This is a genomic window from Sphingomonas trueperi, from assembly GCF_040545665.1.
In the GTDB taxonomy this organism is placed as follows: domain Bacteria; phylum Pseudomonadota; class Alphaproteobacteria; order Sphingomonadales; family Sphingomonadaceae; genus Sphingomonas; species Sphingomonas trueperi_B.
The window spans coordinates 115,835-142,500 of record NZ_JBEPMH010000003.1; the positions used below are offsets into that span (position 1 = coordinate 115,835).

16 protein-coding genes and 1 pseudogene are annotated in these 26,666 nt (G+C 68.1%); 8 read left to right on the top strand and 9 right to left on the bottom strand.

Annotated elements, in window-relative coordinates:
- Window positions 1–4: 4 nt before the first annotated feature.
- Window positions 5–1,267 carry a YceI family protein gene (locus tag ABIC65_RS11345; RefSeq protein ID WP_354308750.1) on the bottom strand — a complete coding sequence of 421 codons (1,263 nt, stop codon included), beginning with the start codon at window positions 1,265–1,267 and terminating at the stop codon, window positions 5–7.
- Between the two features lie 273 nt (window positions 1,268–1,540).
- Between ABIC65_RS11345 and ABIC65_RS11350 the strand changes: the two genes are divergently transcribed.
- The 4 genes from ABIC65_RS11350 to ABIC65_RS11365 all read left to right on the top strand — a co-directional run bounded on the left by ABIC65_RS11350 (window position 1,541) and on the right by ABIC65_RS11365 (window position 6,421).
- Complete coding sequence (locus ABIC65_RS11350; protein ID WP_354308752.1) at window positions 1,541–2,506, top strand: proline iminopeptidase-family hydrolase; 966 nt, start codon at window positions 1,541–1,543, stop codon at window positions 2,504–2,506.
- A gap of 81 nt (window positions 2,507–2,587) precedes the next feature.
- Window positions 2,588–4,663: a hypothetical protein gene (locus ABIC65_RS11355; protein WP_354308754.1), complete on the top strand. Its 2,076-nt coding sequence runs from the start codon at window positions 2,588–2,590 to the stop codon at window positions 4,661–4,663.
- 22 nt (window positions 4,664–4,685) lie between these two features.
- Window positions 4,686–5,372 (top strand): DUF3142 domain-containing protein, encoded by a 687-nt coding sequence (locus ABIC65_RS11360; protein WP_354308756.1) that lies wholly within the window; start codon window positions 4,686–4,688, stop codon window positions 5,370–5,372.
- A gap of 113 nt (window positions 5,373–5,485) precedes the next feature.
- Window positions 5,486–6,421, top strand: a complete 936-nt coding sequence (locus ABIC65_RS11365; RefSeq protein WP_354308758.1) for a hypothetical protein — start codon at window positions 5,486–5,488, stop codon at window positions 6,419–6,421.
- A 16-nt stretch (window positions 6,422–6,437) separates the two neighbouring features.
- On the opposite strand, the gene ABIC65_RS11370 is transcribed toward ABIC65_RS11365, so the two are convergent.
- The 8 genes from ABIC65_RS11370 to ABIC65_RS11405 all read right to left on the bottom strand — a co-directional run bounded on the left by ABIC65_RS11370 (window position 6,438) and on the right by ABIC65_RS11405 (window position 22,343).
- Window positions 6,438–8,189 (bottom strand): ShlB/FhaC/HecB family hemolysin secretion/activation protein, encoded by a 1,752-nt coding sequence (locus tag ABIC65_RS11370; protein ID WP_354308759.1) that lies wholly within the window; start codon window positions 8,187–8,189, stop codon window positions 6,438–6,440.
- A gap of 3 nt (window positions 8,190–8,192) precedes the next feature.
- Window positions 8,193–14,123, bottom strand: a complete 5,931-nt coding sequence (locus ABIC65_RS11375) for an MBG domain-containing protein (RefSeq protein WP_354308760.1) — start codon at window positions 14,121–14,123, stop codon at window positions 8,193–8,195.
- Window positions 14,124–14,496: 373 nt separating this feature from the next.
- Complete coding sequence (locus ABIC65_RS11380; RefSeq protein WP_354308761.1) at window positions 14,497–15,144, bottom strand: DUF6445 family protein; 648 nt, start codon at window positions 15,142–15,144, stop codon at window positions 14,497–14,499.
- The gene (locus tag ABIC65_RS11385; protein ID WP_354308762.1) at window positions 15,141–15,857 is read right to left on the bottom strand and encodes a SapC family protein; all 717 of its coding nucleotides are present in this window, start codon (window positions 15,855–15,857) and stop codon (window positions 15,141–15,143) included. Before ABIC65_RS11385 ends, ABIC65_RS11380 begins: the two co-directional genes overlap by 4 nt.
- A 16-nt stretch (window positions 15,858–15,873) precedes the next feature.
- Window positions 15,874–17,409: a tryptophan halogenase family protein gene (locus ABIC65_RS11390; RefSeq protein WP_354308763.1), complete on the bottom strand. Its 1,536-nt coding sequence runs from the start codon at window positions 17,407–17,409 to the stop codon at window positions 15,874–15,876.
- A 107-nt stretch (window positions 17,410–17,516) separates the two neighbouring features.
- Window positions 17,517–20,696, bottom strand: a complete 3,180-nt coding sequence (locus ABIC65_RS11395; protein WP_354308765.1) for a TonB-dependent receptor — start codon at window positions 20,694–20,696, stop codon at window positions 17,517–17,519.
- A 124-nt stretch (window positions 20,697–20,820) separates the two neighbouring features.
- Complete coding sequence (locus ABIC65_RS11400; RefSeq protein WP_354308767.1) at window positions 20,821–21,798, bottom strand: FecR family protein; 978 nt, start codon at window positions 21,796–21,798, stop codon at window positions 20,821–20,823.
- The gene (locus ABIC65_RS11405) at window positions 21,795–22,343 is read right to left on the bottom strand and encodes an RNA polymerase sigma factor (RefSeq protein WP_354308768.1); all 549 of its coding nucleotides are present in this window, start codon (window positions 22,341–22,343) and stop codon (window positions 21,795–21,797) included. The genes ABIC65_RS11400 and ABIC65_RS11405 overlap by 4 nt, the downstream gene beginning before the upstream one ends.
- Before the next feature lie 3 nt (window positions 22,344–22,346).
- On the opposite strand from ABIC65_RS11405, the gene ABIC65_RS11410 reads away from it, so the two are divergent.
- The 4 genes and pseudogenes from ABIC65_RS11410 (at window position 22,347) to ABIC65_RS11425 (ending at window position 26,664) form a co-directional block, all read left to right on the top strand.
- Window positions 22,347–22,511, top strand: a complete 165-nt coding sequence (locus tag ABIC65_RS11410; protein WP_354308770.1) for a hypothetical protein — start codon at window positions 22,347–22,349, stop codon at window positions 22,509–22,511.
- Window positions 22,512–22,541: 30 nt separating this feature from the next.
- A complete protein-coding gene (locus ABIC65_RS11415) occupies window positions 22,542–22,985 on the top strand; it encodes an RrF2 family transcriptional regulator (RefSeq protein ID WP_354308772.1) in 444 nt (147 codons plus the stop codon).
- A 59-nt stretch (window positions 22,986–23,044) separates the two neighbouring features.
- Window positions 23,045–23,956 (top strand): annotated as a pseudogene (gene cysK, locus ABIC65_RS11420) (cysteine synthase A); the annotation flags it as partial.
- Window positions 23,957–24,258: 302 nt separating this feature from the next.
- Window positions 24,259–26,664 (top strand): TonB-dependent receptor, encoded by a 2,406-nt coding sequence (locus ABIC65_RS11425; RefSeq protein WP_354308774.1) that lies wholly within the window; start codon window positions 24,259–24,261, stop codon window positions 26,662–26,664.
- The last annotated feature ends 2 nt before the right edge of the window (window positions 26,665–26,666 follow it).

Genomic DNA, 26,666 nt, shown 5'->3' on the forward strand with positions numbered 1-26,666 from the left:
CCGCCTACTTCGCGTCGGCGGCGAAGCGGAACGTCACGGCGATGCCGTCGGGGATGGTGCTGGGGTCGCTCCACTGGCCCTTGCCGACCCCGAAGGCGAGGCGCTTCACCGTGGCAGTGCCGCTCGCCTGGGCATGGTCGCCGTCGATCTTGAGCGTGAAGCTCACCGGCATCGGCTTGGTCGCGCCGGCCAGCGCCAGCGTGCCGTCGGCGACATAGCCGGCGCCCTGCTTGCGGACCCGCGTGGCGGTGAAGCGCGCCTTGGGGTGCGCGGCGACGCCGAAGAAATCGTCGCCCTTCAGCGTGTCGTCGCGCTCCGAATCGCCGCTGCTCACTGAGGCGAGGTCGATGTCGACCGCGATCTTCGAATGGGCGAGGTCGTCGGGGCTGAACTGGATGTCGGCGGTCCAGCGGGCGAAACGGCCGTTGATCGTCTCGCCGCTATAGACGGTGCGGAAGGCAAGCGTGCCGCCCGGCGCAACCTTCCAGCTGCGCACCGGCATGGCCGCGTCGGTTGCCGAGGCCGAAGGCGACGGCACGGGCTCTGGACTGGCCGAGGCTTCCGGCGTCGGTGCCGGGGCGGCCGGCAGTTCGGGGGTCGAGCCCGGCGTGGGCAGCGGGGCGGAGGGCGTGGGTACCTCGGCATGGCCCTTGTATCGCCACGAACCGGCGAAGAATGCCGACACGCACGCCGCCAGCGCCACCACCACCGCGATCGACAGCGCCGGACGCCGCGACAGCGCCGCCGGCATCATCCGCCCGATCACGTCGTCGCGCAGCAGATGGTGCCGCAGCGCGCCCGCGACATGGAGCACGAACAGCCCGGCAAGCAGCCAGCCGATCAGTCCGTGGATCGTTTCGGCCGGCTCGTTCCAGGCCGTGCCCAGCGGCAGGTGCGGCAACGGGATCGTGCCGAACAGCAGCGTCGGCAGCTTCACCCGCGCGGTGGAGACGATGATCCAGCCGGTGATCGGGCCGAGGATCATCACGCCGTACAGGCCCCAATGCACCACGCCCGCCAGCAGCTTCAACGCGGGTGCCCCCTCGGCGGGCGGACGCGCGACGAACAGCCGGGTCAGCAACCGCGCGAGCGACAGCACCAGGATCAGGATGCCGACCGACTTGTGGAACTGGAAGGCGACGAACAGCGAGGATTTCGGCAGATCCTCCAGCGCCCAGCCGAGCCCCAGCTGGAACAGCAGCAGCAGCGCCAGCGCCCAGTGGAGCAGGATCGCGATCCCGCTATATCGTTGTTTCAGCCCTGCCACGCTTCGCCTCGTCCTTCGGGAACGCGCGCAGCCCGGTGCGGCGCACGGAAGCGCTCGACCCTATGCCCGAGTCGATGGCGCAACGACCGGATGTTGCGCGCATCGCGGCGTGATCGGCAAGTTCGCCTGCGGAAACGCTGCGTTGCGGGCGGCAGGCTGGCGTAACCGACACCACCCGTACCTGCGTATAGGTGCATAAGCGCCCATGCCCCGCGCAGATCGCGCTCGGGCCGAGGCGGAGGTCCCGCCGCCCCTGTAGAAGTGGATTACACGATGTTCGAACCCTCGCGTCGCCAGCTCCTGTCCCTCGCCGCCGCCGGCGCGCTGCTGCCTGCCGGCCGCGCGCTCGCAGCGCCGGATCTGCCGCGGGAGGTCCGCCGCATCACCGTCGCGGGCAAATACCAGGTCTGGACGGAGCGGGTCGGCACGGGGGCGACCAAGGTGCTGCTCCTCCATGGCGGTCCGGGCTTCTCGCACGACTATATGGATTGCTTCGCCGACTTCCTGCCGCAGGCGGGCTATGAGCTCTATTTCTACGACCAGCTCGGCTGCGGCCTGTCCGATCGGCCCGACGACACCAGCCTGTGGACGCTGCCGCGCTATCTCGACGAGGTGGAGGAGGTCCGGGCCGGGCTGGGGCTCGATCGCTTCGTGCTGGTCGGGCATAGCTGGGGCGGCATCCTCGGCATCGAATATGCGCTGCGCCACCCCGAGCGGCTCAGCGGCTTCGTGCTGTCCAGCATGACCGCCAGCTTCGCCGATTTCGCCGCCTACACCGCCCAGCTGAAGCAGGCCCTGCCCGCCCCGATCCGCCGGCAACTCGCCGCGCTGGAAGCGGCGGGCGAGCAGGGCGGCGAGGCCTATGGCAAGATCCTGCAGGACGAGCTCTACACCCGCTATATCTGCCGGCTGAAGCCCTGGCCCGCGCCGCTCACCCACAGTTTCGAGGTCGCGAACGGCACCATCTACAACCAGATGCAGGGGCCGAACGAATTCGTCATCACCGGCAATCTGCGCGACTGGGATCGCTGGCACGACCTGCCGAACATCCATGTGCCGACGCTGGTGATGGGCGCCCGCTACGACGAGATGAACCCGAAAAGCATCGAGCGCGAGGCGCGGCTGATTCCCGGAGCAGAGCTGTTCCTCAGCAAGACCGGCAGCCACCTTGCCATGTGGGACGACCAGCGCGCCTATTTCGACGCGATCCTGCGCTTCCTGGCGAAGCTGCGGGGCTGAGGCCTCCGATCAAGGCGGCTATGGCGCGGCGCGCGCCGCTGCGGTAGGCGCACGCCCGCAACTTTCACGGGGGCGTGCTGCATGGTCCGAACGGTTCTCTTCCTCTTGCTCGGCCCGGGCGCGCTCTGGAGCGTGCCTGCCCATGCAAGCGGCGATTATAGCTGCGGCCCCGCCTGGAAGCTTGCCTCTGCCGCCTATAGCGGTTGCGACGACCTGGCGATGCTGGGACCCCGGAACGACAGCCGGACCAACCTCGCGCTGCTCCTCGCCGATCTCCCCGGCGCCCCCCGCCTGGTGGCGCCGGCCAGGCCTTCGGTGTTCCTCGACATCGCCCTGCTGATGCCGCGCTCCGCCGATGGCGGCAGCCCGTACTTCTCCGACGGCGAGGGATCGCGCTGCCGCAGCAACGTGGCGGGCACGGCGAGTTTCGAAGCCGCGATCCGCGCGAATGCGAAGGTGCCCGAGCCCGAACGCGCCGCCCTGATCGCCGCCCGGAAGGGCCTGGAGCCCAACTGCAGCCAGGGCACCGCAGGAAGCACCGCGCTCGTCGCCGCGGTGAACGGCGCGAAGTCGGAGGCGGGCAAGGCCTTTGCCGCCTATCTCGACGGTGCGGCCGCCTTCTATGCCGGCGACTTCGACGGTGCGGCCGCACGCTTCGCCTCGCTCGCCAACGCCCGCGATCCGTGGTTGCGCGAGACCGGCCGCTACATGCTCGGCCGCGTCGCGGTGAACCGGGCGCAGGTCGATTATTACGACGAGTATGGCTCGCCGAAGCAAGGCGCGAAGGTCGCCCCGAAGCTGGTGGCCGACGCCGAGGCCGCGCTGCGCGGCTATATGAAGGCCTATCCCAGGGGCGAATATTTCTTCTCGGCGCGCGGGCTGCTGCGCCGTGTCTACTGGCTGGCGCAGGACCGGGCGAAGCTCGAGGCGGAATATGCCGCGCTGATCGCGCTGCCGGACGCACAGCGCGGCATCGACGCGGTATCGCTGGCGCAGGAGATCGACGCCAAGCTGCTAGCGGGCGCCACTGCCGACACGCTGCACGACCCGATCCTGCTAGCCGTGTTCGACCTGATGCACATGCGCACCGGGGAACAGGGCGAAACCTGCTGCGACGCCCTGTCCCGCGCCGCGCTGGATGCCCAGCGCGGCAGGTTTGCCAAGAACCCGGCGCTGTTCGCATTCCTCCAGGCGACCCATGCCTATCATCTCGGCGGACAGCCGCAGGAGGCACTGCAGCTTCTGCCCGATGCGTCGCACCAGGCGAACTTCAGCTATCTCGAGTTCAGCCGGCAGATGCTGCGCGGCATGGCGCTGGAGGCACGGGCCGATCGCAATGTGCGCGGCTTCTGGGTCGACCTGCTGTCCGGCGCCAAGGCACCCGGCCAGCGTCCCGCGGTCGAGCTGGCGCTGGCGCTGCACGAGGAGCGGCACGACGGACTCGCGCGCCTGTTCGCACCCGACTCGCCGATCCGCACGCAGGAGATCCGCGACCGGCTGCTGATGAACGTCGCCGATGCGAAGCTGCTGCGGCAGCAGGCCCAGGCGGCGGGCGCCTCGCCCCACGAGCGCGACGTCGCGCTGTTCACGCTGCTCTACAAGGAAGCGACGCGCGGTTCGCACCGCGACTTCGTCGACGATGTGCGGCTGGTCCCGGCGAGCGCACCGGCCGAAACCGACTATTATGTCGATTTCTCCGGCGCCAAGCCCCTGCCCATAGCGGTGTTCGTCAGGAGCAAGAAGCTCGGCGACTATGGCTGCCCGGCCTTTCCGGAAACCCAGCGCCGCCTCGCCACTGCGCCCGGAGACGCGAAGGCGATGCTCTGCCTGGGCGAGTTCACCCGCGCGAATGGCTTCGACGGATTCCTGCTCGACAGCCAGCCCGCGAAGGACGAACTCGGCGGAACGCCGACGCGCTTCGCGGGCGCACCTTATGCCCGGCTGGATGCCTATCAGGCGGTGATGGCCTCCGCGACGGCCTCGCCCGACGACAAGGCCTATGCGCTGTTCCGCGCGGTCAATTGCTATGCGCCCAGCGCGTATAATTCTTGCGGCGGCAAGGGCGTCGAGCCCGCGGTCCGCAAGGGCTGGTTCCAGCGGCTGAAGCGCGACTATCCCAAGTCGGCTTGGGCGCAGGAGCTGCGCTATTATTGGTAAGCGATTCGGGCTGCTCCTGGCGTTGCCGCTGCTGCTCTCGGCAACGCCGGCCCAGACCCCGCCGGGGGCGACCGTCGATGCGACCCGCTACGACGCCTTCTGGCTGTGGGCCGGGGTCAAGCCGCAGCCGGCGCTTGCCCGCGCCCACCGGATCTACCTGCTGCAGGGCGCGGTGGTCGGTGGCGATGCGCCGCGGCTGATCGCGCAGCGGCCCGCAGTCCCGCAGGTACGCCATGCCGAGCTGTGGATGGTGCTGCGGGTAGAAACGCTCGCCTGGACCCCGCGGATCGACGCGCAACTGCTCGCAGCACTCCAACGCTGGCAGCGCGCGGGCAATCGGGTCGCCGGCGTCCAGATCGATTTCGACGCACGCACGCGCCACCTCGATCGCTATGCCGCCTTCCTCAAGACGCTGCGCACGAAGCTGCCCCCACGATACAAGCTGGGCATCACCGGGCTGCTCGACTGGAGCGCCAATGGCGACCCAGAGGCTCTGGCGAACCTTGCGGGTGTCGTCGACGAGGTCGTCGTGCAGATCTACCAGGGGCGGCACGTCATCCCCGGCTACCAGGGCTATGTCGCCAAACTCGACCGCCTGCCGATCGCCTTCCGGATCGGCCTGCTCCAGGGCGGCGAATGGACACCGCCCCCGGCACTCGCCGCCAATCCTCGCTTCCAGGGCTATGTGGTCTTCCTGCTGAACCCGTGAACCACGCTCCGAAACAGCAATCCTGGAACATCGCCGGAGCCGCGTACGACGCTGCTGGCCGGGACGCCGCGACGAGGATATGGTCACGCCCAACGACGATGGGGAGGAACGGGATGAAGCTGGCAGCAGCGGTGGCGGCGCTCGTCACCATGGGGGCACTGGGGATGGCGGATGCGTCCGCCACGCAGACATCGCAACAGGCCTATGAGGCCATGCCCGACACCACCGGCACCGGCCCCTACCCAGCCGTCAAGCGTACCGATCCCGGCTTGCCGGAGCATGTCCTCTATCAGCCCGCCGATCTTTCCAAGCTCGGCGGCAAGAAGCTGGGCGTGCTGGTGTGGGGCAATGGCGCATGCAGCGACGACGGCGCGAGCGTGCGCTTCCACCTCGCCGAGATCGCCTCGCACGGCTATCTGGTGATCGCCCCCGGCCGGGTGCTGACCGGCCCCGGCGCCCCGCCGCGCCCGCAGACGCCGCCCCCGCCCGGCCCGCTCGGCATCAAGACGACGACCGCGCAGGTCGCCGCCGGGATCGACTGGGCACTTGCCGAGAACGCGCGGCAGGGCAGCCCCTTTTTCGGCCGCATCGATCCTCGGTTGGTCGCGGTCTCAGGCCATAGCTGCGGCGGCCTACAGGCGCTGGAGATCGCCGCCGATCCGCGCGTGCATGCGGTGATCGTCCACAACAGCGGGGTGTTCAAGGACGGCACCAACCCGATCCGCGGCATCACCATCGACAAGGCAGCGCTGCGCCGGCTGCACACCCCGGTGCTCTACATCATGGGTGGGCCCTCGGACATCGCCTGGCCCAACGGCACCGATGATTTCGACCGGATCGACGCGGTGCCGGCGATGCTCGCCAGCCTCGATGTCGGCCATGGCGGCACCTTCCAGGATGCCAATGGCGGCCGGGTGACGCCGGTCGACGTCGCCTGGCTGGAATGGCAGCTGCGCGGCGACGCGGCGGCTGCGGGCTGGTTTCGGGGTGAAGGGTGCCGGCTCTGCACCGATCCCGCATGGACGGTGCGCAAGAAGCGCATCGACTGAACGCGTTGCGGGCGCCTCAGAGCGCCAGGGTCGCCCGCACGTTCGCCCGCAGATCGCCCGCGCGGGTCGCCCCAAGCGTCTTCATCGCCACCCCGACATCGCCCGAAACCGCGAGATGCCGGCCAAGCGTCCAGTCCGCGCCTGCCCCGACCGCGCCGACCGGCCCCGCGTCGCCGCCGCGCAGGCGATCGGCATAGCCGCCGTCCAGATACAGCCAGGGCTCGATCGCCGAGGCCCATCGGCCACGCCCGATCCGCAGCGGATCGAGCCGGAGCTCGTTGCGCAGCACCGCGCCGCGATCGAACGCGCCGTCGTCGAGCGTGTACGCCCGCACCTGCCCGCGTCCGCCGATGCCCAGCATCTCGGTCTGCGGCAGCGCGGTGCCGGTGAACTGCCAGTTCAGCTGGTGAACCAGGCTGAAGCCCGGCAGCCGGGTGCGCCGCGAGACCACGCCGCTGGCATAGGCGTAGCGCGCCTTGCCGAACTGGTGCTGCGAGGCCGCCTCGAACGCCGCCATGCGGTTGAACCGGTCGATCCCGCCGGGGCTGACATGCACGGCGATGTCGATCGCGGTCGAGCCCAGCGAATCATTGGCCTGCAGCGCATAGCCCGCGGTGACCTGGCCGACATGGTAGCGCGACGTTGGCCGCACCAGCAGCGTGCCGAACAGCAGGTCGCTCGCCTGGGTCTTCCAGTCGAGCCCGGCATAGACCTCGCCCCGCAGACGCGACGCGACGTTGGCCAGCGCGGTGCGGACGGTGAGGCCATATTCGCGGGTGTGTGCGCGCGAATCGAACGCCTCGAACGGCTGGTTGGAACGGATGTCGCCAAAATTCGCCTCCACGCTCGTCCGCGGCGCGATCGACATCCACAGCCGCCCCGCCTGGCTGACATAGCGACTGCTGCCGCCGGGATGCGCGCCGAGCCCGGTCAAGCGCTGGCCCGAGGTGGTCAGCTGATAGCTGCCATAGCCGTCGTGCAGACCCGGGAGACGAGCCAGCGCATAGAGGAAATAGCGGCCGATGCCGGTATTCGGGCTGCCGCTGTTCGCATAGCCGCCGCCCAGCGCCCAGGGCCGCTCGCGGGTGGCGACATAGGTCACGTCGGTGGTGCCGACGCGCTGCCCGGGCTCGAACACCGCCTCGACCCGGCGGAAGGGGTAGCGATTGAGCCAGTCGAGATCGTCGCTCAGCGCCTGCGCGTCGATCGTCGCGTCCGGGCGCTGGCGGATCCCCGCGGAAAGATGCGCCGCCTCGCCCACGCCCGCACCGGAGATTCGCGCCTGACCAAGCCGGAATTGCTCTACCCGCAGCGTCAGCTGGCCCGAGGTAATCTCCTGCTCCGGCGCCGAGACATGAACGAACGGGCGACCATGATCGCGATAGGCCTTGGCGATGGCGGCCTTGATCGTGCTGATCTCGCGCTGCGAGAGCGGACGCCCGAGGAAGCGCCGCAGCCGATCGGCAAGCCATGGCGCATCCTCGATGCCCTTGAGGCGAATGCCGCTATCGTCGGGCGCGGCGACCGCGTCCCCGGCAAGCAGCGTGATGCCGCGCAGCGTCACGCCCAGCGCCGTCGGGTCGGCAGCGGGGTCGATCTCGACCGGGGGTACCGGGGAGACCGGATCGGGCTGGAGCGAAGGCGCCGGGTTGCGCTCGATCGCCTGCGCCAGCGCCGCATGCGGCAGCACGATGCAATATAGCGGCGCGAGCCGAACGAGCAGGCGGGCGTTGGGCGCCAGGCGGCGCGCACGAGAGATGGTCTGCACGGTTCAGTTCTGCCGCTTGAAGAAGATGCCGGGGAAAGGTCGCATCGGAATGGGGCCATCCGTTCGCGGCCCGCGGAGTGCGCCATCCGCACCCCGCCAGACGACCGCGGGGGCGCCGTCGCCGGCCAGTCGGATCGACAAGGGCGTCGGCCGTACGTTGGGATCGCGCACGATCAGGCCGGTCGGCGCATTCTGGTAGACGATCGCATAGTTGGACAGCCCCGCCCCCGACGCGTTCGTCACCGCGATCGCATAGGGATCCGGATCATAGGGCGCTGCGGCGCCGAAGCCTTCGCTCCACAGCGCGACCCCGTCCACCCGATCGCCATTGACCAGGCCGATCGCCTGGAACCCCACGCCGCTGGGATCGAGCGTGGTGCCCAGCACCTTGCTGCTGTCCTGCGCCTGGATGATCAGCGGGCGCGGCGTCACCGCCAGCGTGCCGCCGGTGAAGCTGAGCGCATAGTTGGCGCCCGCGCTCAGGCTCCCCTGGCCGATCGCATAGCTGCCGACCGGGCTGGCGGAACTCACGCTGCTCGCAAGGGCGCCGCGCAGCGTGTCGCCATTCACCAGGCCGGCGCCGCCCAGACTGAAGGTCAGCGCCGGGACGGTGTCGCCATACACCATGGTCCGGTCGAGCGCGGTCACCGCCAAGGGTCGCGGCGTCACCGTCAGGCTCGCGCCGCCGAAGCGGATCGCATAGTTGGGGCCAGCGCTGAGCGTACCGAGACCGATGGCGTAGCTGCCGACCGGGCTGGTCGCGCCGGCAGAGGTAGCCAGCGCGCCTTGCAGCGTATCTCCGTGCACCAGGCCGGCTGGGTCGACCGCATAGGCCAGCGTCGGCACGGCATCGCCGTACACCATGGTGCGGTCGCCTGCCGTCACGGTCAGCGCGCGCGGGGTGATCGCGAGGTTGGCGCCGACGAAGTTCAGCGCATAATTGCTGTCGACGCGCAGCGTGCCTTGCTCGATCGCATAGCTGCCCGCCCCGCTCGTCGCGGTTGCGCGCGTTGCCAGCGCGCCGCTCAGCGTTGCCTGCAACGTATCGCCGTTGACCAGCGCCGCGCTGTCGACGCCATAGCCGAGCGTCGGTAGCGCATCGCCATAGACGATCGATCGCGCCTCCGCCGTCACGGTGAGCGGACGCGGGGTTACCGCCATCTGCCCGCCGACGAAGCTGAGCGTGTAGTTGCTGCTCGCCGCCAGCGTGCCCTGCCCGATCGCATAGCGACCCACCGCGCTGGTCGGTGCGGCGCGAGTTGCCAGCGCGCCGCTCAGCGTATCGCCATTGGCCAGCCCGGCACCGCCCACCGCATAGGTGAGCGCCGGCACGCCGTCGCCATAGACCATGCTGCGATCGTTCGCGGTCACGGTCAGCGGCCGCGGCGTTACCGCCAGTGTCGCATCTGTGAAGCTCAGCGCATAATTGGCCCCGGCGCTCAGGCTGCCCAGGCCGATCGCATAGGTGCCGACTGCGCTTGCCGGGCTCGCAGTCGTCCCCAGCGCGCCGGAGAGGCTGTCGCCATTGACCAGCCCCGCGCCACCCAGCGCGTAAGTGAATGCCGGCAACGCATCGCCATAGACCATGCTCCGGTCATTCGCGGTAACCGTCAGCGACCGCGGAGCAATGGACAATCTGCCGCCGGTGAAGCTGAGCGCATAGTTGGACCCGGCGGTCAGCGTGCCCTGGTCGATCGCATAGTTTCCGACCGGGCTCGTCGACCCGGCGCTGGTCGCCAACGCACCAGCCAGCGTATCGCCATTGACCAGCCCTGCGCCGCTCAGCGCATAGGTCAGCACGGGCGTGGCATTGCCATATACCATGCTGCGGTCGTTCGCGGTTACGGTCAGCGATCGCGGCGTCACCGACAGGCTCGCGCCGGTGAAGCTCAGCGCATAATTTGCGCTGGCCGACAGCGTTCCCTGCCCGATCGCATAGCTGCCGACCGGGCTCGTCACGCCCGCGCTCGTCGCCAGCGCGCCGTTCAGCGTGTCGCCATTGACCAGCCCTGCGCCGCCCAGGCTGTAGGTCAGCGCGGGCGTGCCGTCGCCATAGACCATCGTCCGGTCCTGCGCCGTCACGGTCAGCGCGCGCGGCGTGACCGACAGCGTGCCGCCGGTGAAGCTGAGCGCATAGTTCGCCCCGCCGCTCAGCGTCCCCTGGCCGATCGCATAGCTGCCGACGGGGCTGGTGACCCCGGCGCTCGTTCCCAACGCGCCGATCAGCGTGTCACCGTTGACCAGCCCCGCGCCGCCCAGCGCATAGCTCAGCGTCGGGACCGCGTTGCCATAGACCATCGACCGGTCGTCCGCGCGCACGGTGAGCGCCCGCGGGGTTACCGCGATGCTGCCGCCGGCCAGCGTCAGCGTGTAGTTCGCACCGGCGCTCAGCGTGCCGAGGCCGATCGCATAGGTGCCCACGCCCGTGGTGGCGCTGACGTTCGGCGCCAGCGATCCGCTCATCGCATCGCCGTTGACGAGGCCCGCACCGCCCAGCGTGTAGGCCATCGTCGGCACGGCCTCGCCATAGACCATCGTCTGGTCGGCGGCGGTCACCGTCAGCGCGCGCGGCGTGATCGACAAGGTCCCACCGACGAAGCTGAGCGCGTAGTTCGGGTTGGCGCCGAGCGTGCCCTGCCCGATCGCATAGCTGCCAACGCCGCTCAGCGGGTTCGCACTCGTGGAAAGTGCGCCGCTCAGCGCATCGCCGTTGACCAGGCCCGCACCACCCAGCCGATAGGTGAAGCTCGGCAGCACCTCGCCATAGACCATGGCGGCGTCCTCCGCGGTCACGGTCAGCGGGCGCGGCGTTACCGTTACGTCGGCGCCCGTGAAGCGCAGCGTGTAGTTGTTGCTGGCGCCCAGCGTGCCCGAGGTGATGGCATAGGTGCCGAGGCCGCCCGTCGCGCTGGCATTGGTCGACAGCGCGCCGGTCAGCGTGTCGGTGCCGACCAGTCCGTCCCCGCCCAGGCGATAGGTCAGCGTGGGCACGCTGTCGCCATAGACCATCGTCGCGCCGTTCGCCGTCACGTCCAGCGCCCGCGGCGTGATGGACAGGCTCGCCGTCGCGGCGGAATAGTCGATGTCATAGCCCGATTGGGTCGAATAGAGGCCGCCAACGGCTTGCACCGTGTAGGCGCCGGTATCGACGCAGGCATTGGCGCCGCCCTGGCAGCTATAGCGAAGGCTTCCCAATATCTTCGTGGAGTCGAGCGGCTGGCCGCCCGCCGCCCGGACCGCGGCTTGGAAACGACCGGACTGGTCCGTCCCGTCGTACAGCACGCTGGCGGTCGTAGCGCCGGTGAACGAAATCGTCGCGGGCTTAAGAAACGCCTTCAGCAGCGGCGCAGTGGCGCCTTCGTAGATGCGCCACACCTTGTCCTGGCCGCCGCTCGTGTCGAGGTCCCAGTTCTTATAGGACTGTGCACGCTTGACTAACGCCGGGTCGTACAACCCGAGGGAGGTGGAATCGAACACATCCGTATTGCCATTGGCCTGATACTGACCCGTCGCCGTCATGTCCCAACGAACTTCGGTCAAGACGCCCATGCTATTGCCCGCGATACCGCCGCGATATCTGAAGTCGTCTGTCGTCACCTTTCCAGATGCATAGGCATATTCGACCAGGCCATCCGAAGCGCCGACAATCCCGCCGGCCACGGCAGATGCGGTCACACTACCGGTCGCGTAGACATTGCGAAGCGTCGCGGTCGCCCCACCATTCCAGTAACTGACACCGACGAGCCCGCCGGCCGTCGTGCCGGATGCGGTAACGTCGCCGGTTGCATAGGACAGGTCGATCAACCCGCCCGCATTGGTACCGACCAGACCGCCGATCTCGTCCGAACCCTTTACGGCGCCGGTTGCGAAGGATCGCGTGATCCTACCAAAGTTCACTCCGACGAGACCGCCCGCGACGGGCCCGGCAATCCGTGTGTTCACATTGAGCGCGTAATACTTATCCGCAACAACCGGCGCGCTGGCAAAAGAGTCGCTGATGCTGCCGCTCGCCTCGTTGGCACCGACCAGGCCGCCGACAGTCTCGGCGCCCCATACTTCCTGGCTCGCCGTCAGCCGCGCGTCGATGATCCGGCCATAGTTGTGACCTACCACGCCGCCGACATTTATATTGCCGGTAGGCGCAGACTCTACCGACACATTGCGGATGGTGCCGGTGTTGAGGCCGACCAGACCGCCAACGTCGCTGCCCATACCGGTGGATACCGAGGAGTAGAGGCTGACATTCTCGATGGTGCCGTTGTTGGTGCCCGCCAGCCCGCCCATCCGGCTGCTGCCGCTGGTGCTCCAGTCATAGATGTCGACCCGGCCGATCTCGAGGTTCCGCACCACCGATCCACCGTTGATCGTCCCGATCAGGCCGACATTGGTCGCCTTTGTGGGTGTGATCATGAAACTCTCGATGCGGTTCCCAAGCCCGTCCAGGAGGCTGGCCAGAATCGGCACCGGGGCTGTCGTGAAGCGGGCGCCCTCCACCAAGGGGTGCGCAAGTGCGAACGGCCCTGCAATGCCATTGATCGCCTTCAGGTCATCCCAGGAATAAAGCAGCTTGTACGCCACATCGTTGATGCGTAGCGCCTGCCCCGGCTGATTGTCGGCAAAGCGGATCGCGCCGCCCACGGCATACCCGATTTCCCCGCCGCTGCCGCCCTGGTCGGTGCGCAGGACCACGGCCCCGGCGCCGTTTACCGTAATCGGCGCATTGACCGCGATGCCGTGATAGGCGTTGAGCGTCAGCGTCGCGCCGGTGTTCCACGCCAGGCCGGCATTGATCAGAATGTCGCCCGCGCCGTTCGCATCGCCATTGCCAAAGGCGCTGGCGCCGTTCGCACCGGTGGTGAGCGTCACCCCGGTATTGGCTCCCAGCGTGGCGTTGATCGTCGCCGCCGCCGTCGCGTCGACGACCAAGTCCTCAGGATCGACCAGCCAGGTGCCGCCCGTGGCGTCGATCGTCGAGGCGCCGATGCGCAGCCGCGCGCCCGATGTCTCGATCGCGCCGGCCGATCCGCCCGCGCCTTGCGCCCGGATCGTTCCAGCCACCTCGGTGGCACCCGCCGTGCTGACCAGCCACACCTTGCCGTCGCCGCGGCGGACGCCGGTGGCGTTGATCGTGCCGGCGCTATTGCCCGCCAGCGCATAGACATTGCCCTGCTGCGCGCGCAGCTCGACATTGGCCGCGGCGATCGCACCGCCATTGGCCGTGCTGGTCTGGGCATCGCCATAGAGGACCGAGAACAGGCCGCCGCCGTCGTGCGCGGCGTCGCGGAGCAGCACCTTGCTGCCGGCGAGCATGCCGACGGTGCCGTTCACGGCGGAAAGGCTGCCCCGGTTCTCCACCACCGCGCCGATCAGCGCGACATTGCCGCCGAGCGCACCGACCTTGCCGAGGTTCACCACCTTCGCCCGCGAGGTACCCGCAAAGGTCAGGCTGCCGCCCGCCAGAAACGCGGCATCGGGCACGTCGAGCGTGGAGGCGATGAAGCTGCCGCCGGTCTCGACCACGCCGCGTGCGCCGATGACGACTCCGTTGGGGTTGACCAGATAGACCGATCCGGTCGCCCGCAGCAGCCCGTCGATCGACGATACCGCGCTCCCCGTCACGCGGTTGAGCGTCGCGCCCGAGCCGTTCTCGATCAGCACCCCTGCCTTTTCGCCGATCGAGAAATTGGCCCAGTCGATGATCGCGCGGTCGCTGCCCTGACGGATCGTCATCGTGCCGCCCGCCTGACCGATCGTCGCCTGGCCGGCAATGACATTGCCGCCGCTCGGCAGCACGCTCTGCGCTTGCGCGGCGAGCGGCACGGCGCCGCCGAGGATCGTCGCGCCGAGCAGCAGGCGGCGCAGGTGATGCCCCCCGTTACGCGGCAGGATGGCCTTGCGATGATCGACAAAGGCGGCGCGGCGGCGCGTCAGCATAATTTCTACTCGCTCACGAATGGAAGTGGCGTGCGACGCGCAGCCGCACCGGCACACATGGATTCAGGCAGGCAGAAGGCCGCGAATAGCGACGATGGCGCGCGCACCCCGGCTCGCGCACCATCGTCGCCCCCCTGTTCGCCAGCGCGGACACGCCTTCCCCCCGGAAGGCGACGTCCTTTCCCGCGCAGCATCATGCCCCCATGATCCCCGTTGTGCTCGCGCGGCAGGCATCCTCGCGCTCGAACCGTCAAGACAGACAGGCGGGTTTGAGACGCGGTGGCAGGAGATTGAGATGTTTTGCAGCATCACGGCCGGAGCAGCCGCAGACAGGCCCCGCCCGGCTAGCGCCGAACGACGGCCGGTAAACGGGTCAGGAGAATCGGAGCAGCGAGGTGATGGTCAGGCGCGGGCCGGAGTCCGCCATGTGCCAGGAGCCGGCGATGTCGCCGGCATGCAGGCAGTTGGCCGGATAGAAAATCAGGCGATTGAAGGCGAGCGGGGCCTGACCGATGCGGACGAATGCCGGGCTGTCGCCATCGTGATAGACCTTGGGCGGAAGACCGTGAGTCTGGCCGTCCCTGGACAGTGCCTGTCGCCATAGCGACAGGCGCGGGGCGGTGATCCGCTCGAAGCCAGTCGTTCGGTGACGGTAGAAGCTGGTGCCGCCATGCGGCGCGGCGCACAGATAATGGACCGCTGCCACGATCGAGTCCGAGCAGTCGTCGAAATGCGGGATGCGCTGGATCGGGGCCAGGCGCGCTGGATCGTCCCTGGCTACCGCGAAGCTCGCTCGCAGGATGGCGGGATCGCTGCCGACTGCGGCAGCCGCGGTGCGCACCAGCCAATCGGCATATCCATCGGGCACCGGGGCGCGCAGGCCAGGGTAGAGGTCGCCCTCCTCCCGCGCGAACATCAGGCGCGCCGCCGCCTCCACCAACAAAACGGGCGCAGGATGGGCATCGTCTGCCTGCCAAAGCGGCACCTGCTCCGTCCCCATCCGCGTCGCTGCGATGGTCATGCCCCGGGGGCGAACCACGAAGCCTCGGCCGCGAGCCGGGCATTCTTCCGCCGCACCAGCCCCGCCACATGATCGAGCGACAGCGCCATCGCCGCCAGCACCATCACCTGATCCCAATCGCCGAGGGTTGCCGCCGCGCGCCCCAGTGCGCGCTCGTCGATGCCGTAGAGGCCGGACAGCGAGGCGGACGTGCCGTTGTGGAAGGCGACGTCGAGCTTCACTTCGCTGACCAGCCGGTGCTCGGTGATCAGCGCGACCAGCGTCGCGGTGGCTGCCTGCCCGGCCACCAGCTCGCCGAGGATCGCCTGCACGGACCGGAGGTAGTCGCTGTCGCTGCCATCTGCCTCGACGATACCGACGGGACCATCCGCGACGATCGCCGCGCTGTCGCTGTCGATGCACACCTGCCCCTCCAGCGGGCCGCTGCCGACGAAGAAGGGCAGCCGCAGCAGGTTGAGGGGCACATGATCGACATCGAAGGTCGTGCCGTCCCAGAACAGATTTTCCTGCGGTTCCAGCCCGAGCAGCGCGGCGGGGTAGAATTGCCCGGTTTCGCCGTCCTTGGCGAGGAAGACGGGAAACTGGCTCGCCACCTTGCGGATCTCGCCCGCGACCAGCGGCACGAGGTGGACGCTCGCCGCCGCCGCGAGCGCGCGGGCGGGATCCAGGCGCAGTCCTGCGTGGTCCTTGCGGGTGAGTTGCACCAGATTCATTGCGGTTCTTTCAGGGTCAGACGGGCTGGAAGCGATACTGCGCCAGCTTGTCCAGCAGCGCGCGGTTGGTGGGCATCGCGGCACCTAGCCGCTGCTTCATGGCGGCGACGCGCTCGAACGCATCCTCGGCGACGTGGCGATTGGCGAGCGCGTTCGCGCGCGGCGCGGTGCGGAAGCCCATGCCGTAGAGCACATATTGGTAGCTCGCCGCCGGAAACATCTCGTGCGCGCTGGCGAAGTCATGCTCGCCGGGCGGGGTATGGCGCCACAGCTCGAGCAGGTCCTGCAGCGGCTGCGGGATGGTCGCGGGATCGCGATTGTCGCGCCAGAAGGCGGTGTCCTCGCGCTCGGACAGCATATAGTGGAGCTTGAGGAACTCGATGATCCGGTCCCAGCGATAGCGCGTCATCTCGTTGAAGCGGCGCGCGACGATGTCCATCGCGCCCCGCGTCGCGGGCATGGCGCTGGCGATATAGTCGGCCGAAAGCTCGATCAGCACCAGCGCCGAGGCTTCCAGCGGCTCGAGAAAGCCCGCCGCGAGGCCGACGGCGACGACATTGTTCTTCCAGAAGGTCTCGCGGTGGCCCGAGCGGATCGTGATCTCGCGCGGGGTGAGATCGGCGAAGGCAGGGCCGACATAGGCGGCGAGCGCCTCCTCCACCCGATCGGCGCCGGCATGGCGGCTGGAATAGACATAGCCGACTCCGCGCCGGTTCTGCAGGCCGATGTCCCAGATCCAGCCATGGTCCTGCGCGGTGGAGACGGTGTGCGAGACGATCGGCGCGTCCTCGGTGTCATACGGCACCTGCACCGCCAGCGCGCGATCGATGAACAGCACGTCGCTGCAGTCCAGGAAGGGCACTCCCAGCGCCTGCCCGAGCAGCAGCGAGGAAAAGCCGCTGCAATCGACGAACAGATCGGCGGCGATTCCCCCGTGCCGCTGGCCGATGACGGCGGTGACGTCGCCATTCTCGGCCTGTTTGACCTCGATGATGTCGTCGTCGACATGGCGCACGGCCAGCTTGCCGACACAATGCTCGCGCAGCATCTCGCCCAGCCGCACCGCGTCGAGGTGATAGGCATAGTTGGCGACGCCGCCATATTCGGGCGAGGTGATCTGCTTGGGCGCGAGATGGTGCTCGCAGAGGAATTCCTGGAAGCACACCGCATCGGAGAAGGACGCCGTGCCCGCCGCGTCCGCCTGGGCGTTCCAGAACGGGGCCAGGTCCACCGCCGGAAAGCCTTCGGGCAGGACCAGCGGGTGATAGTAGAAGTCATCGGCCGCGCCGGTGCGCCAGCCGGCGAACTTGGCGCCCTGCTTGAACGAGGCCTTGCAGGTGCGCAGGAAATCGGTCTCGGAAATGCCGATCTTGCGCAGGGTGTTGCGCATCGTCGGCCAAGTGCCCTCGCCCACCCCGATGATGCCCAGCCGCACGCTCTCGACCAGCGTGACCTGCAGATCGGGCCCGTGCCGCGCGGCGATCAGTGCGGCGGTGAGCCACCCGGCCGAGCCGCCCCCGACGATGCAGACCGACTGAATGTGCCGACTCATCAGATCCCCGACATTCCTCTCTCGCGCATCGGTCTAGCACGATTGCGCCGCCGACAAAGGAGGCCGGGCGGGTACGCCCCCGCCCGGCCCCGATCCCCCGTGCGGGATCAGAAGCTGATGCGCGCGCCCAGCTTGAACCGCCGCCCGGTATCCTCGGCATTGAGGAACTGGTTGGCGTAATAGGCATATTTGAAGGCGATCGACTTGGTGAGGTTGGCGCCCTCGGCGAACACCGCCACCTGCGGGGTGATATGGTAGGTGAGGCTGGCATCGACCTGCGAATAGGCGCGCACCTGGGTGACCGCCTGGCCGGCCCCGTTGAGCGGCGGCGGCGCGAGATACTGGAGGAAGTGGTCGCGCCAGTTGAACGCGACGCGCGCCTCGATCCCGTGCGCGTCGTAGAAGGCCACCGCATTCGCCGAGTTGGACAAGCCGGTCAGCGCGAACTTGTTGCGCAGGTCCTGCGGATCGAGATGGCGGTTGGACCCGACCAGCGTACCGTTGAGCTGGAAGCCGAACCCGGTATCGCCGAACGCGTGCTGCCACGCCGCCTCCAGCCCGGTCACCGTCGCGTCCTGCCCGTTGACAGGCGCGGTGATGGTGAACTGCGCCGGGAGCCCGGTGGCCGGGTCGAGCAGGGAACCGGAGACGCCCGCGACTGGCCCGGTGGTCTGGTTGAGTACGATGAAATTATTGACGTTCTTCAGATAGCCGCCGAGCGACACATAGCTCGACCGGCCGTAATAATATTCGAACGACACATCGAGATTGCTCGCCTTGAACGGCTTGAGATCGGCATTGCCGCGGCTGGCGGCGAAATTGCCTGGGCGCAGCGTCACCAGCGTCGTCACCGGCGATAGCTGTTCCAAGGTCGGTCGCGTGATCGTCTGCGAGGCGGCGAAGCGGACGGTGAACGCGTTGGAGACCTGCCACTTCAGCGCGATGTTGGGCAGGATGTCGGTATAATGGGTGGTTCCGATGGTGCGCGTCGTGCCGGACGCGGTCGAGCCGTACTGGGTCTGGTCGTTGGCGAGCTTGACCAGCGCGGTATAGGCGGTAGCCAAGCCGTTGACGTTGGTCGAGGTATCCTCGAACCGCACGCCCGCCACGATCGAAATCGGCCGGCCGGCGACCGCGCCGTGCCATTCGGTTTCGAGATAGCCGCCGATCACCCGCTCCTTGACGATGGTGTCGTTGACCAGCGGCGGCGCAAAGGTGAAGCCCGGCCCCTGCTGCGCGGTGATGGCGTTGAACAGCGCGGGGCCATCAAAGGTCTGCCACTGGGTCGGCAGACGGTTGGACCCGCTCACCCCGGACAGAAAGTTGCTGCCTGCGTTGAAGGTGGTGATCGCCACGCCGGGGGGCACCGGCAAATTGTAGCCGCAGGTGGTGCAGCCGGTGCCGCCGTCGTTGGAATAGAGCGACGTATCCTTCTTGTCCTCGGACCAGTAGAAGCCGCTGCTCGCCTTCACCAGCCCTTCCAGGCTGTCGCCCTTGTAGGTGAAGTCGGCGCGGCCCTGCTTCACCTCGTCGCGGATGCCATAGCCGCGCAGCAGCATCACGTGCTGGCACATCGGCTGCCCATCGCCCACCACCGTGGTGCTCCCCGGCCGCCCGGAGTCGGTCACGGCGCTGCCGCAGCGGCTGGCCGGATTGGCGAAGGTCGGCAGCGTTTCGGTCTGCCAGGGCAGGCGCGACCCATCCGACTGGTAACGCGACGATCCGGTCAGATAGCCGAGCAGCGCCAGATAGGCTTCCTTGCCGCCATTGGGATCTTCCTTGGCGAGCGAATAGGTGCCGTCGAGGCTGGCGGTGATGGTCGGCGAGACCTGCCATTCGACGTTGAGGCCCACGGCGCGCGTATTGGTGCGCTTGTCGAACTTCTTGTCGTGGAAGTCGGTGGCGATGCCGGTCGCCTGGGTCAGGTCGATCGCGGTGCCGTTGGCATCGGTCTTGACGTTGGTCAGGTTCGACGCGGTGAACCAGTGGCCGTAGGAGCGCGCATCGGTGGTGTTGGTGAACTTGGTGTAGAGGCCGTCGGCGGTGACCGTCACCGCGTCGCTCGGGCGATATTGCAGCACCAGCGTGCCGCCGATCCGCTCGCGATCCTCGCGCGTGACGCGGGTGTCGAAATTTTGCGGGATGAAGATGTTGCCCTGCGGGTTGCCGGCGCCGACCGCACCCTTGCCGCCATTGACCTGCGCCGCGGGGATGGCGGGGTTGACCAGCCAGCCATCGGTCGCAGCCTGTTTGAGCCGGGTAAAGCGGTGCTGGTAGCTGCCCGAGACCAGCACGCCGAGCTTGCCGTCGGCGAAGGTGTCGGCGAACAGGAAGGAGGCATCGGGTGCGCTCTTCTTCGCATTCTCGTCATAGTTGACGTCGACCGTCGCGCCGAATTTCAGGCCCTTATAGTCGAAGGGCCGCGCGGTCTTGATGTTCACGGTCGAGCCGACGCCGCCCGACTGGTAGCGCGCGGTCGAGGATTTGTAGACCTCGACGCCCGAGACGAGCTCCGAGGCCAGCGTGTCGAAGGCGAAGGCGCGGCCCGAGGCCTGGCTCGGGTCGGTCGGCGTCGCGACCTGGCGGCCGTTGACCAGCACCGTGTTGAACTCCGGCCCGAAGCCGCGGACGGTGATGAAGGCGCCCTCGCCGCCCGAGCGGTCGATCGACACGCCGGTGATGCGCTGGAGCGATTCCGCAAGGTTGGCGTCGGGCAGCTTGCCGATGTCCTTGGTCGAGATCGCATCGACGATTCCTGATGCCTCGCGCTTGATCCCGCGCGAATTGTCGAGGCTGGCGCGCAGGCCGGTCACGACGATGGCGGGATCGTCCTCGCCCGCCACTTGCGGTGCGGCAGCGGCGGTGGACTGGGAGGACGCAGGCGTCGGGGACTGCGCCTGCGTCCCCCCGCCCGGCGCCGACAGCGCGAGCTTCGTGCCTGTGGCGGGCACGAACCGGTCGGAAGTGGGGCGTGGAACGACGGCGTAGGTGCGCGGACCGGTCTGGCGCGCGACCAGACCGGTGCCGGCGAACAGGCGATTGAGCGCGTCGCCCACGGTGTATTCGCCGCGCACGCCGTTGGTGCGCACCGACTGCGTCAGCCGGCGCGCCGCGATGATCTGCACGTCCGCCTGATGACCGAACAGCCCGATCGCCGTCTCCGCCGGCTGTGCATCGATGGAAAAACGTTTGGTTTGCGTAGCAGCCTGTGCAGCCGCAGGCATCGCGATCATGCAGACGATGCTCGTGGACGCGAACAGCGCTCCACGCAACGTGGCGTTCGCCATGAAACCCCTCCCTGTTCATTCTACTTTTTGTCAGGTCTTTGCGACCTGTACACACCTAGAGACCCGGGGTTGGATTTTCCTTCACGCAAATTCTTCCACAATGAAGATTTTTTCAATCCGCCAATTACAGGCTACGCAGCTTCACCGCGCGTTGAATACGTATGAAGCGAGGATCGCTGGTGTTGACGGTAAGGTCCAGCGCATTGCGGACCGCCTCGGCAAAGCCTTCGGGATCGTTGATGCGGAACAGCCCGTCGAAGCGCTCGCCCGCCGCGTCAGGATCGGCGATGACGATCTGACGATCATTGTAGCGGTTGAACTCGTCGGCCGCGTCCGCGAGCGTGGTGCCGTCGAGGTCGATCATGCCGCTGCGCCAGGCGAGCGCACGGTCGACCGACGACGGCTTGTCCGTTTCGTAATGGACGATGGCGTGGTCGTTGATCAGCGCGCATTGCCCCGCGGTGAGCCGCACGCGCTGCGCCTCCTCGCCGTCCGACCAGGTCTCGACCACGCCCTCGGTGACCAGCACCTCTACGCCATTGTCGCGCTTGCGCACCGAAAAGGCGGTGCCGATCGCCTTCGCCCGCACCTTGCCCGAGGCGACCACGAACGGGCGCGCGGCATCCTTGGCGACCTCGAACCAGGCCTCGCCCTGCGCCAGCTCGACCTCGCGGGCGCGCTTGGCGATGCGGACCTGCAGTTCGGTGCCCGAATTGATCGTCATCACCGATCCGTCGACCAGCGGCACCCGCCGGATCTCGCCGACCTTGGTCACATAGCCCACCCCGCGCCCGGGGAGCAGCAAGGCGCCGACGATCCCGGCCGCCGAGGCCGCGAGCAGCCCGCCCAGCACCCCGCGCCGCCGCCAGGCTGGCGTGGCGGTATCCAGCGGCATGTCGTCATCCACGGCGGCGGCCTGCGGCGCAACGTGCGGCACCTGCCAAAGGGCATGGGTGCGCAGCAGCAGGCCGTGACGGCGCGGATCCTGCGCCAGCCAGCGCTGCAGTTCCGCCTCGTCGGCCTCGCTCCAGCTGCCGCCGTCCATCCGCGCCACCCACTGGGCCGCGGCCTCGTCCTCGGTCAGGCGCTTCGGATCGTTCACAGGATGCCCGCCTTGCGACCGGTTTCGGGCGCCTCGGCCCCGGATGCCCCACCGGCAGTGGACCAGCCCTCGCGGATGGCGCGCACGCCGATCCACACCTGCTTCTCCACCGCCTTTTCGGTCATGCCCAGGTGCGCGGCGATTTCCTTCTGCGACCAGCCCTCGATCTTGCGCAGCTCGACGACGCGGCGGCAGCGCTCGGGCAGGCCCGCGATCAGTACCATCACGCGCTCATAAGCGAGGCGGGTCGAGACCTGCTCCTCGGGCGAGGGCGTCTGCGTGTCGCGGAAGCTCTCGATCTCGCTGATCGCCTCCAGGGGGACGACCTGCTGGCGCTTGAGCCTGCGCAGCAACAGGTTGCGCGCGATCGAGAAGAAATAGGCGTGCCCGCACTCGATATGGTCGACCGAGTCCAGCGTCGCGATCCGGCAATAGGCTTCCTGCATCAGCTCATCCACATCCTCGGGCGCCAGCCGTCTGCGCGCGAACCAGGCGCGGATGCGGCCCTCGTGCGGAACGATCTCGCACGCGACCCATCGCGCCAAAAGTTGGCGGCGCTGCAGCGCAGATTTCAGGTCGCGTGTCGCCGTTCCCTCCTGTGGCTGCGCGCGGATATTCTGTTTGCCCTCAGAGAGACCCTGGATAACGAAATCCTTCGCGGCAGCGCGGTGATTTTTTTGCGCTTGTCGCGCGCGGCGTGGCCCTTGCGTTGAAAACGCCCGCCGATCCCCGCATAGCGGGGCATGCTTTCGCAGAAGAGCCGCTACGCGATCCGCGCATTGCAACATCTTGCCGATCGCCACGGACAAGGCGTGGTTCCGCTGGCGGAGATGGTGGCCGCGCAGAACATTCCCGCCAAGTTCCTCACCGTCATCCTTTCCGAGCTGGGCCGCGAGGGGCTGGTGCGGTCGCAGCGGGGACGCGAAGGCGGCTATGTGCTCGTGCCGGCGCCGGCCGAGGTGCGGATCGGCGACATCATCCGGCTGATGCGGGGATCAATCGCGCTGGTGCCCTGCGCCAGCCGCGATCCGCACGAGCATTGTGAGAATTGCGTGCCGGAATCCACCTGCCGGCTCCGCAGCCTGATGCTGCAGATTCGCGATGAAACCGCCCGGATCCTGGACAGCGTGACGCTCGCCGACCCCTTCCCGACGGCCAATCTGGAATTGGCCGGAGACAAGCCGTGATTTATTGCCCATTCGATCAGTAGGAATTACGCTCGCGCCAAAGAATGGGGTATAGCCACATGCGGGCAGCGAGCATCCTGGGCACGATCGGCAACACACCGCACATCCGGCTGTCCCGGCTGTTCCCGGATGCCGAGGTGTGGATCAAGTCGGAACGCGGGAACCCCGGCGGATCGCTCAAGGACCGGATCGCGCTGGCGATGGTCGAGGCTGCCGAGCGCAGCGGCGCGCTGCTCCCCGGGGGCACGATCGTCGAGCCGACCAGCGGCAATACCGGCGTCGGGCTGGCGATGGTGGCGGCAGTGAAGGGCTACCGGCTGATCCTGGTGATGCCCGAAAGCATGTCGGTGGAGCGGCGCCGGCTAATGCAGGCCTATGGCGCGGAGTTCGAGCTCACGCCGCGCGAACAGGGCATGTCCGGCGCCATCGTCCGCGCCGAGCAGCTGGCGGCAGCGATCCCGGGCGCCTGGATCCCGCTGCAGTTCGACAACCCCGCCAATATCGATGCGCATGCGCGAACCACCGCGATCGAGATCCTCGCCGATTTCCGCAACGAGCCGATCGACGCGATCATCACTGGCGTCGGCACGGGCGGCCATATCACCGCACTCGCGGAAACGCTGAAGATGGAATGGCCGGGGCTGCTGGTGTTCGCGGTCGAGCCGGCCGCGTCGCCGGTACTTTCCGGCGGACGCGCGGGGCCGCACCCGATCCAGGGCATCGGGGCCGGCTTCGTACCCACCAACCTGCATGCGGACATGCTCGACGGCGTGCTCCAGGTCGAAGCCGAGGCGGCCCTGTGGTTCGCCCAGGCGGCGGCGCGGCGGGAGGGGCTGCTCGTCGGCCCCAGCTCGGGCGCGACGCTGGCGGCGATCGCGGCGAAGCTTCCCGACCTAACCGGCCTGCGGGTCCTGGGCTTCGCCTATGATACCGGCGAGCGGTACCTGTCGGTGCCCGGATTCGTAGCCGAGAGCACGAATAAAACTGCGCTTTCGGCGACGCCCAAGCTGCACTTCGCGGCGGCCAAGCCAAACTAGGTTTCCAATCTCTACCTTTTGAGTAGACATAACGTACCACCGAAAGGAAGGTGACATGATCCAGCTGAAACGCCGGGGCCGCTAACCCCTTATTCGTGGTCTCATAAGGCCGACGATCGCCATCGTGCCGCACCAACTGTCGGACGCCTGCCGCGCCGGACCTGGATGCCGTGCGACTGCTGCGGATCGATCGCCCACGACCTGCCAGGGAGATTCCATTGCCGTTTTCTTCGTCCGTGCCGGCATGGCTTGCCGGCGCAAGCCTCGTTGCGCTCTTCGCCGGCGCCGCCCATGCCCAGACCGTCCAGCTCGCCGCCATCGAACCGGCGCGCGCACCGGTCGCAGAGGACGGGCCGACCGACGCCGCATCCGCCGCCGAGGGAGACGACATCCTCGTCACCGCCCGCCGCCGCACCGAGCGCGCGCAGGACGTGCCGATCGCGCTCAGCGCGATCAGCGGCGAGACGCTGGCGGCGCGCGGCGACTATCGGCTCGACCAGATCCAGCAGCTCGTACCCGCGCTGCAGGTGTTCAGCTTCAACCCGCGCAACACCAACATCAACATCCGCGGCCTCGGCTCGAACGTCGCGCTGACCAATGACGGGATCGAGAACGGCGTCGGCCTCTATATCGACGGCGTCTATTACGGCCGCCCGGGGCAGAGCCAGTTCGACCTGGTCGATCTCGAGCGCGTTGAGGTGCTGCGCGGGCCGCAGGGCACGTTGTTCGGCAAGAACACGACGGCGGGTGCGATCAACATCAGCTCGCGCCTGCCAAGCTTCACGGCCGAAGCGCAGGGCGAGGCGAGCTTTGGCGACTATGGCTACCACCAGCTGCGCGGGTCGCTCAGCGGTCCGCTGCTCGCCGACCTCGCCGCCGCGCGGATCAGCCTGGCCGAGACGCACCGCGACGGCTTCCTCCACAACGTCACGACGGGCCGCGACGTCCACAATTACGACGACTTCACGGCGCGCGGGCAGTTGCTGGTCACGCCGCTGAGCGGCCTGTCGATTCGGCTGATCGGCGACTATTCCAACCAGCGCCAGCAATGCTGCATCAACCTGCCGGTCTCGGTGTTCACCAGCTACAGCAACGGTGCGACGATCGCGAACAACTGGCTCCAGCGCGCCGTCCGCGCCGGCTACACGCCGCTGCCCTTCGACCCGTTCGCGCGCAAGACCGACGCCAACTCGCCCTTCTACGCGATCATGGACACCTGGGGCCTCTCGGGCGAGATCGACTATGATCTGGGCGGGGCAACGATCACCTCGATCACCGCCGGGCGGCATTGGAACTGGTATCCGTCGAACGATTCCGACGTCACCCGGCTGTCGGTCAACCTCCAGAGCAACCAGCAGAATTTCCAGCGCCAGTTCAGCCAGGAAGTGCGCATCGCCTCGAACGGCGAGCACCGCATCGACTGGCTGATCGGCGGCTATTATTTCTGGCAGGTGGTGCGCGGCGTCGGCTCCGCGATCTACGGCGCGGATGCGCCCAACTGGCTGTACCCGACGGACGCGCCGGCGGTTTCGGACGCCGCGGTGAACGGCTTCACCTCGCGCTCGCGTTCCGACCCCCACACGCGCAGCCTCGCCGCCTTCGCGCAGACGAGCTGGCATATCGATCCGCGGCTCAGCCTCACTACGGGGCTGCGCTTCACCCATGAGGACAAATGGGGGAGCTATATCTCGGCACAGACCGACGGCAAGTCGCTGGCCGGCCTGACGCCCGCACAGGCAACCCGCGCCCAGGCGATCCGCAACGGCCTCGCCCCGCCCGCCAACTACAGCGTGAACGCCAAGGACGACAGCTGGTCGTGGCTGGCGACGCTCAGCTGGAAGCCGGTCGACGACGTGCTGCTCTACGCGACCACGTCGCGCGGCACCAAGTCGCAGGGGCTCAACCTGACCACCATCCCCGCGGGGGTCAGCGCCGTGGTCGATCCCGAGCAGACCGATAACTACGAGGTCGGCCTGAAATCCCAGCTGTTCCACCACACCCTCACCGCGAACCTCGCCGGCTTCTGGGCGGACGTGACCAACTACCAGACGACGATCGTCCAGCAGGTGATAGGTACCAACAGCTACATCAATTACATCGCCAACATTCCCAAGGTGCGCTCGCGCGGGTTCGAGGCGGATCTGGCGTGGCAGCCGATCGCGGCGCTCGGCTTCACCGGGGCGCTGGCCTATACCGATGCCACCTATCGGAACTATCCCAACGGTCCGACGCCGGTCGAGGCGCTCAACCCGACCACCGCGCTGCCGGGCGGATCGCCGGTCCAGAGCATGAGCGGTCAGCGGCTGGCGGGCGTGCCCAAATGGTCCGCCTCGCTCGGCACCGATGCGTCGCACGCGCTGACCGACCGGGTCACCCTCTACGGCCATGCCGACTGGTCGTGGCGCTCCAACTATTACACCGTCGCCAGCAACAGCCGCTACGGGCTCGTCCCCAGCTATGACCTGGTGAACGCCCGCATCGGCGTGCGGCTCGACAAGGGCCGGCTCGACCTCTCGGTCTGGGCCCGCAACCTCTTCGACAAGAACTATTTTCAGACGCTCAGCGTGGCGAACACCGGGCTCGTTTCGGCGATCCTCGGCGATCCGCGCACGCTGGGCGCCACCCTCCGGACGAAATGGTGAGC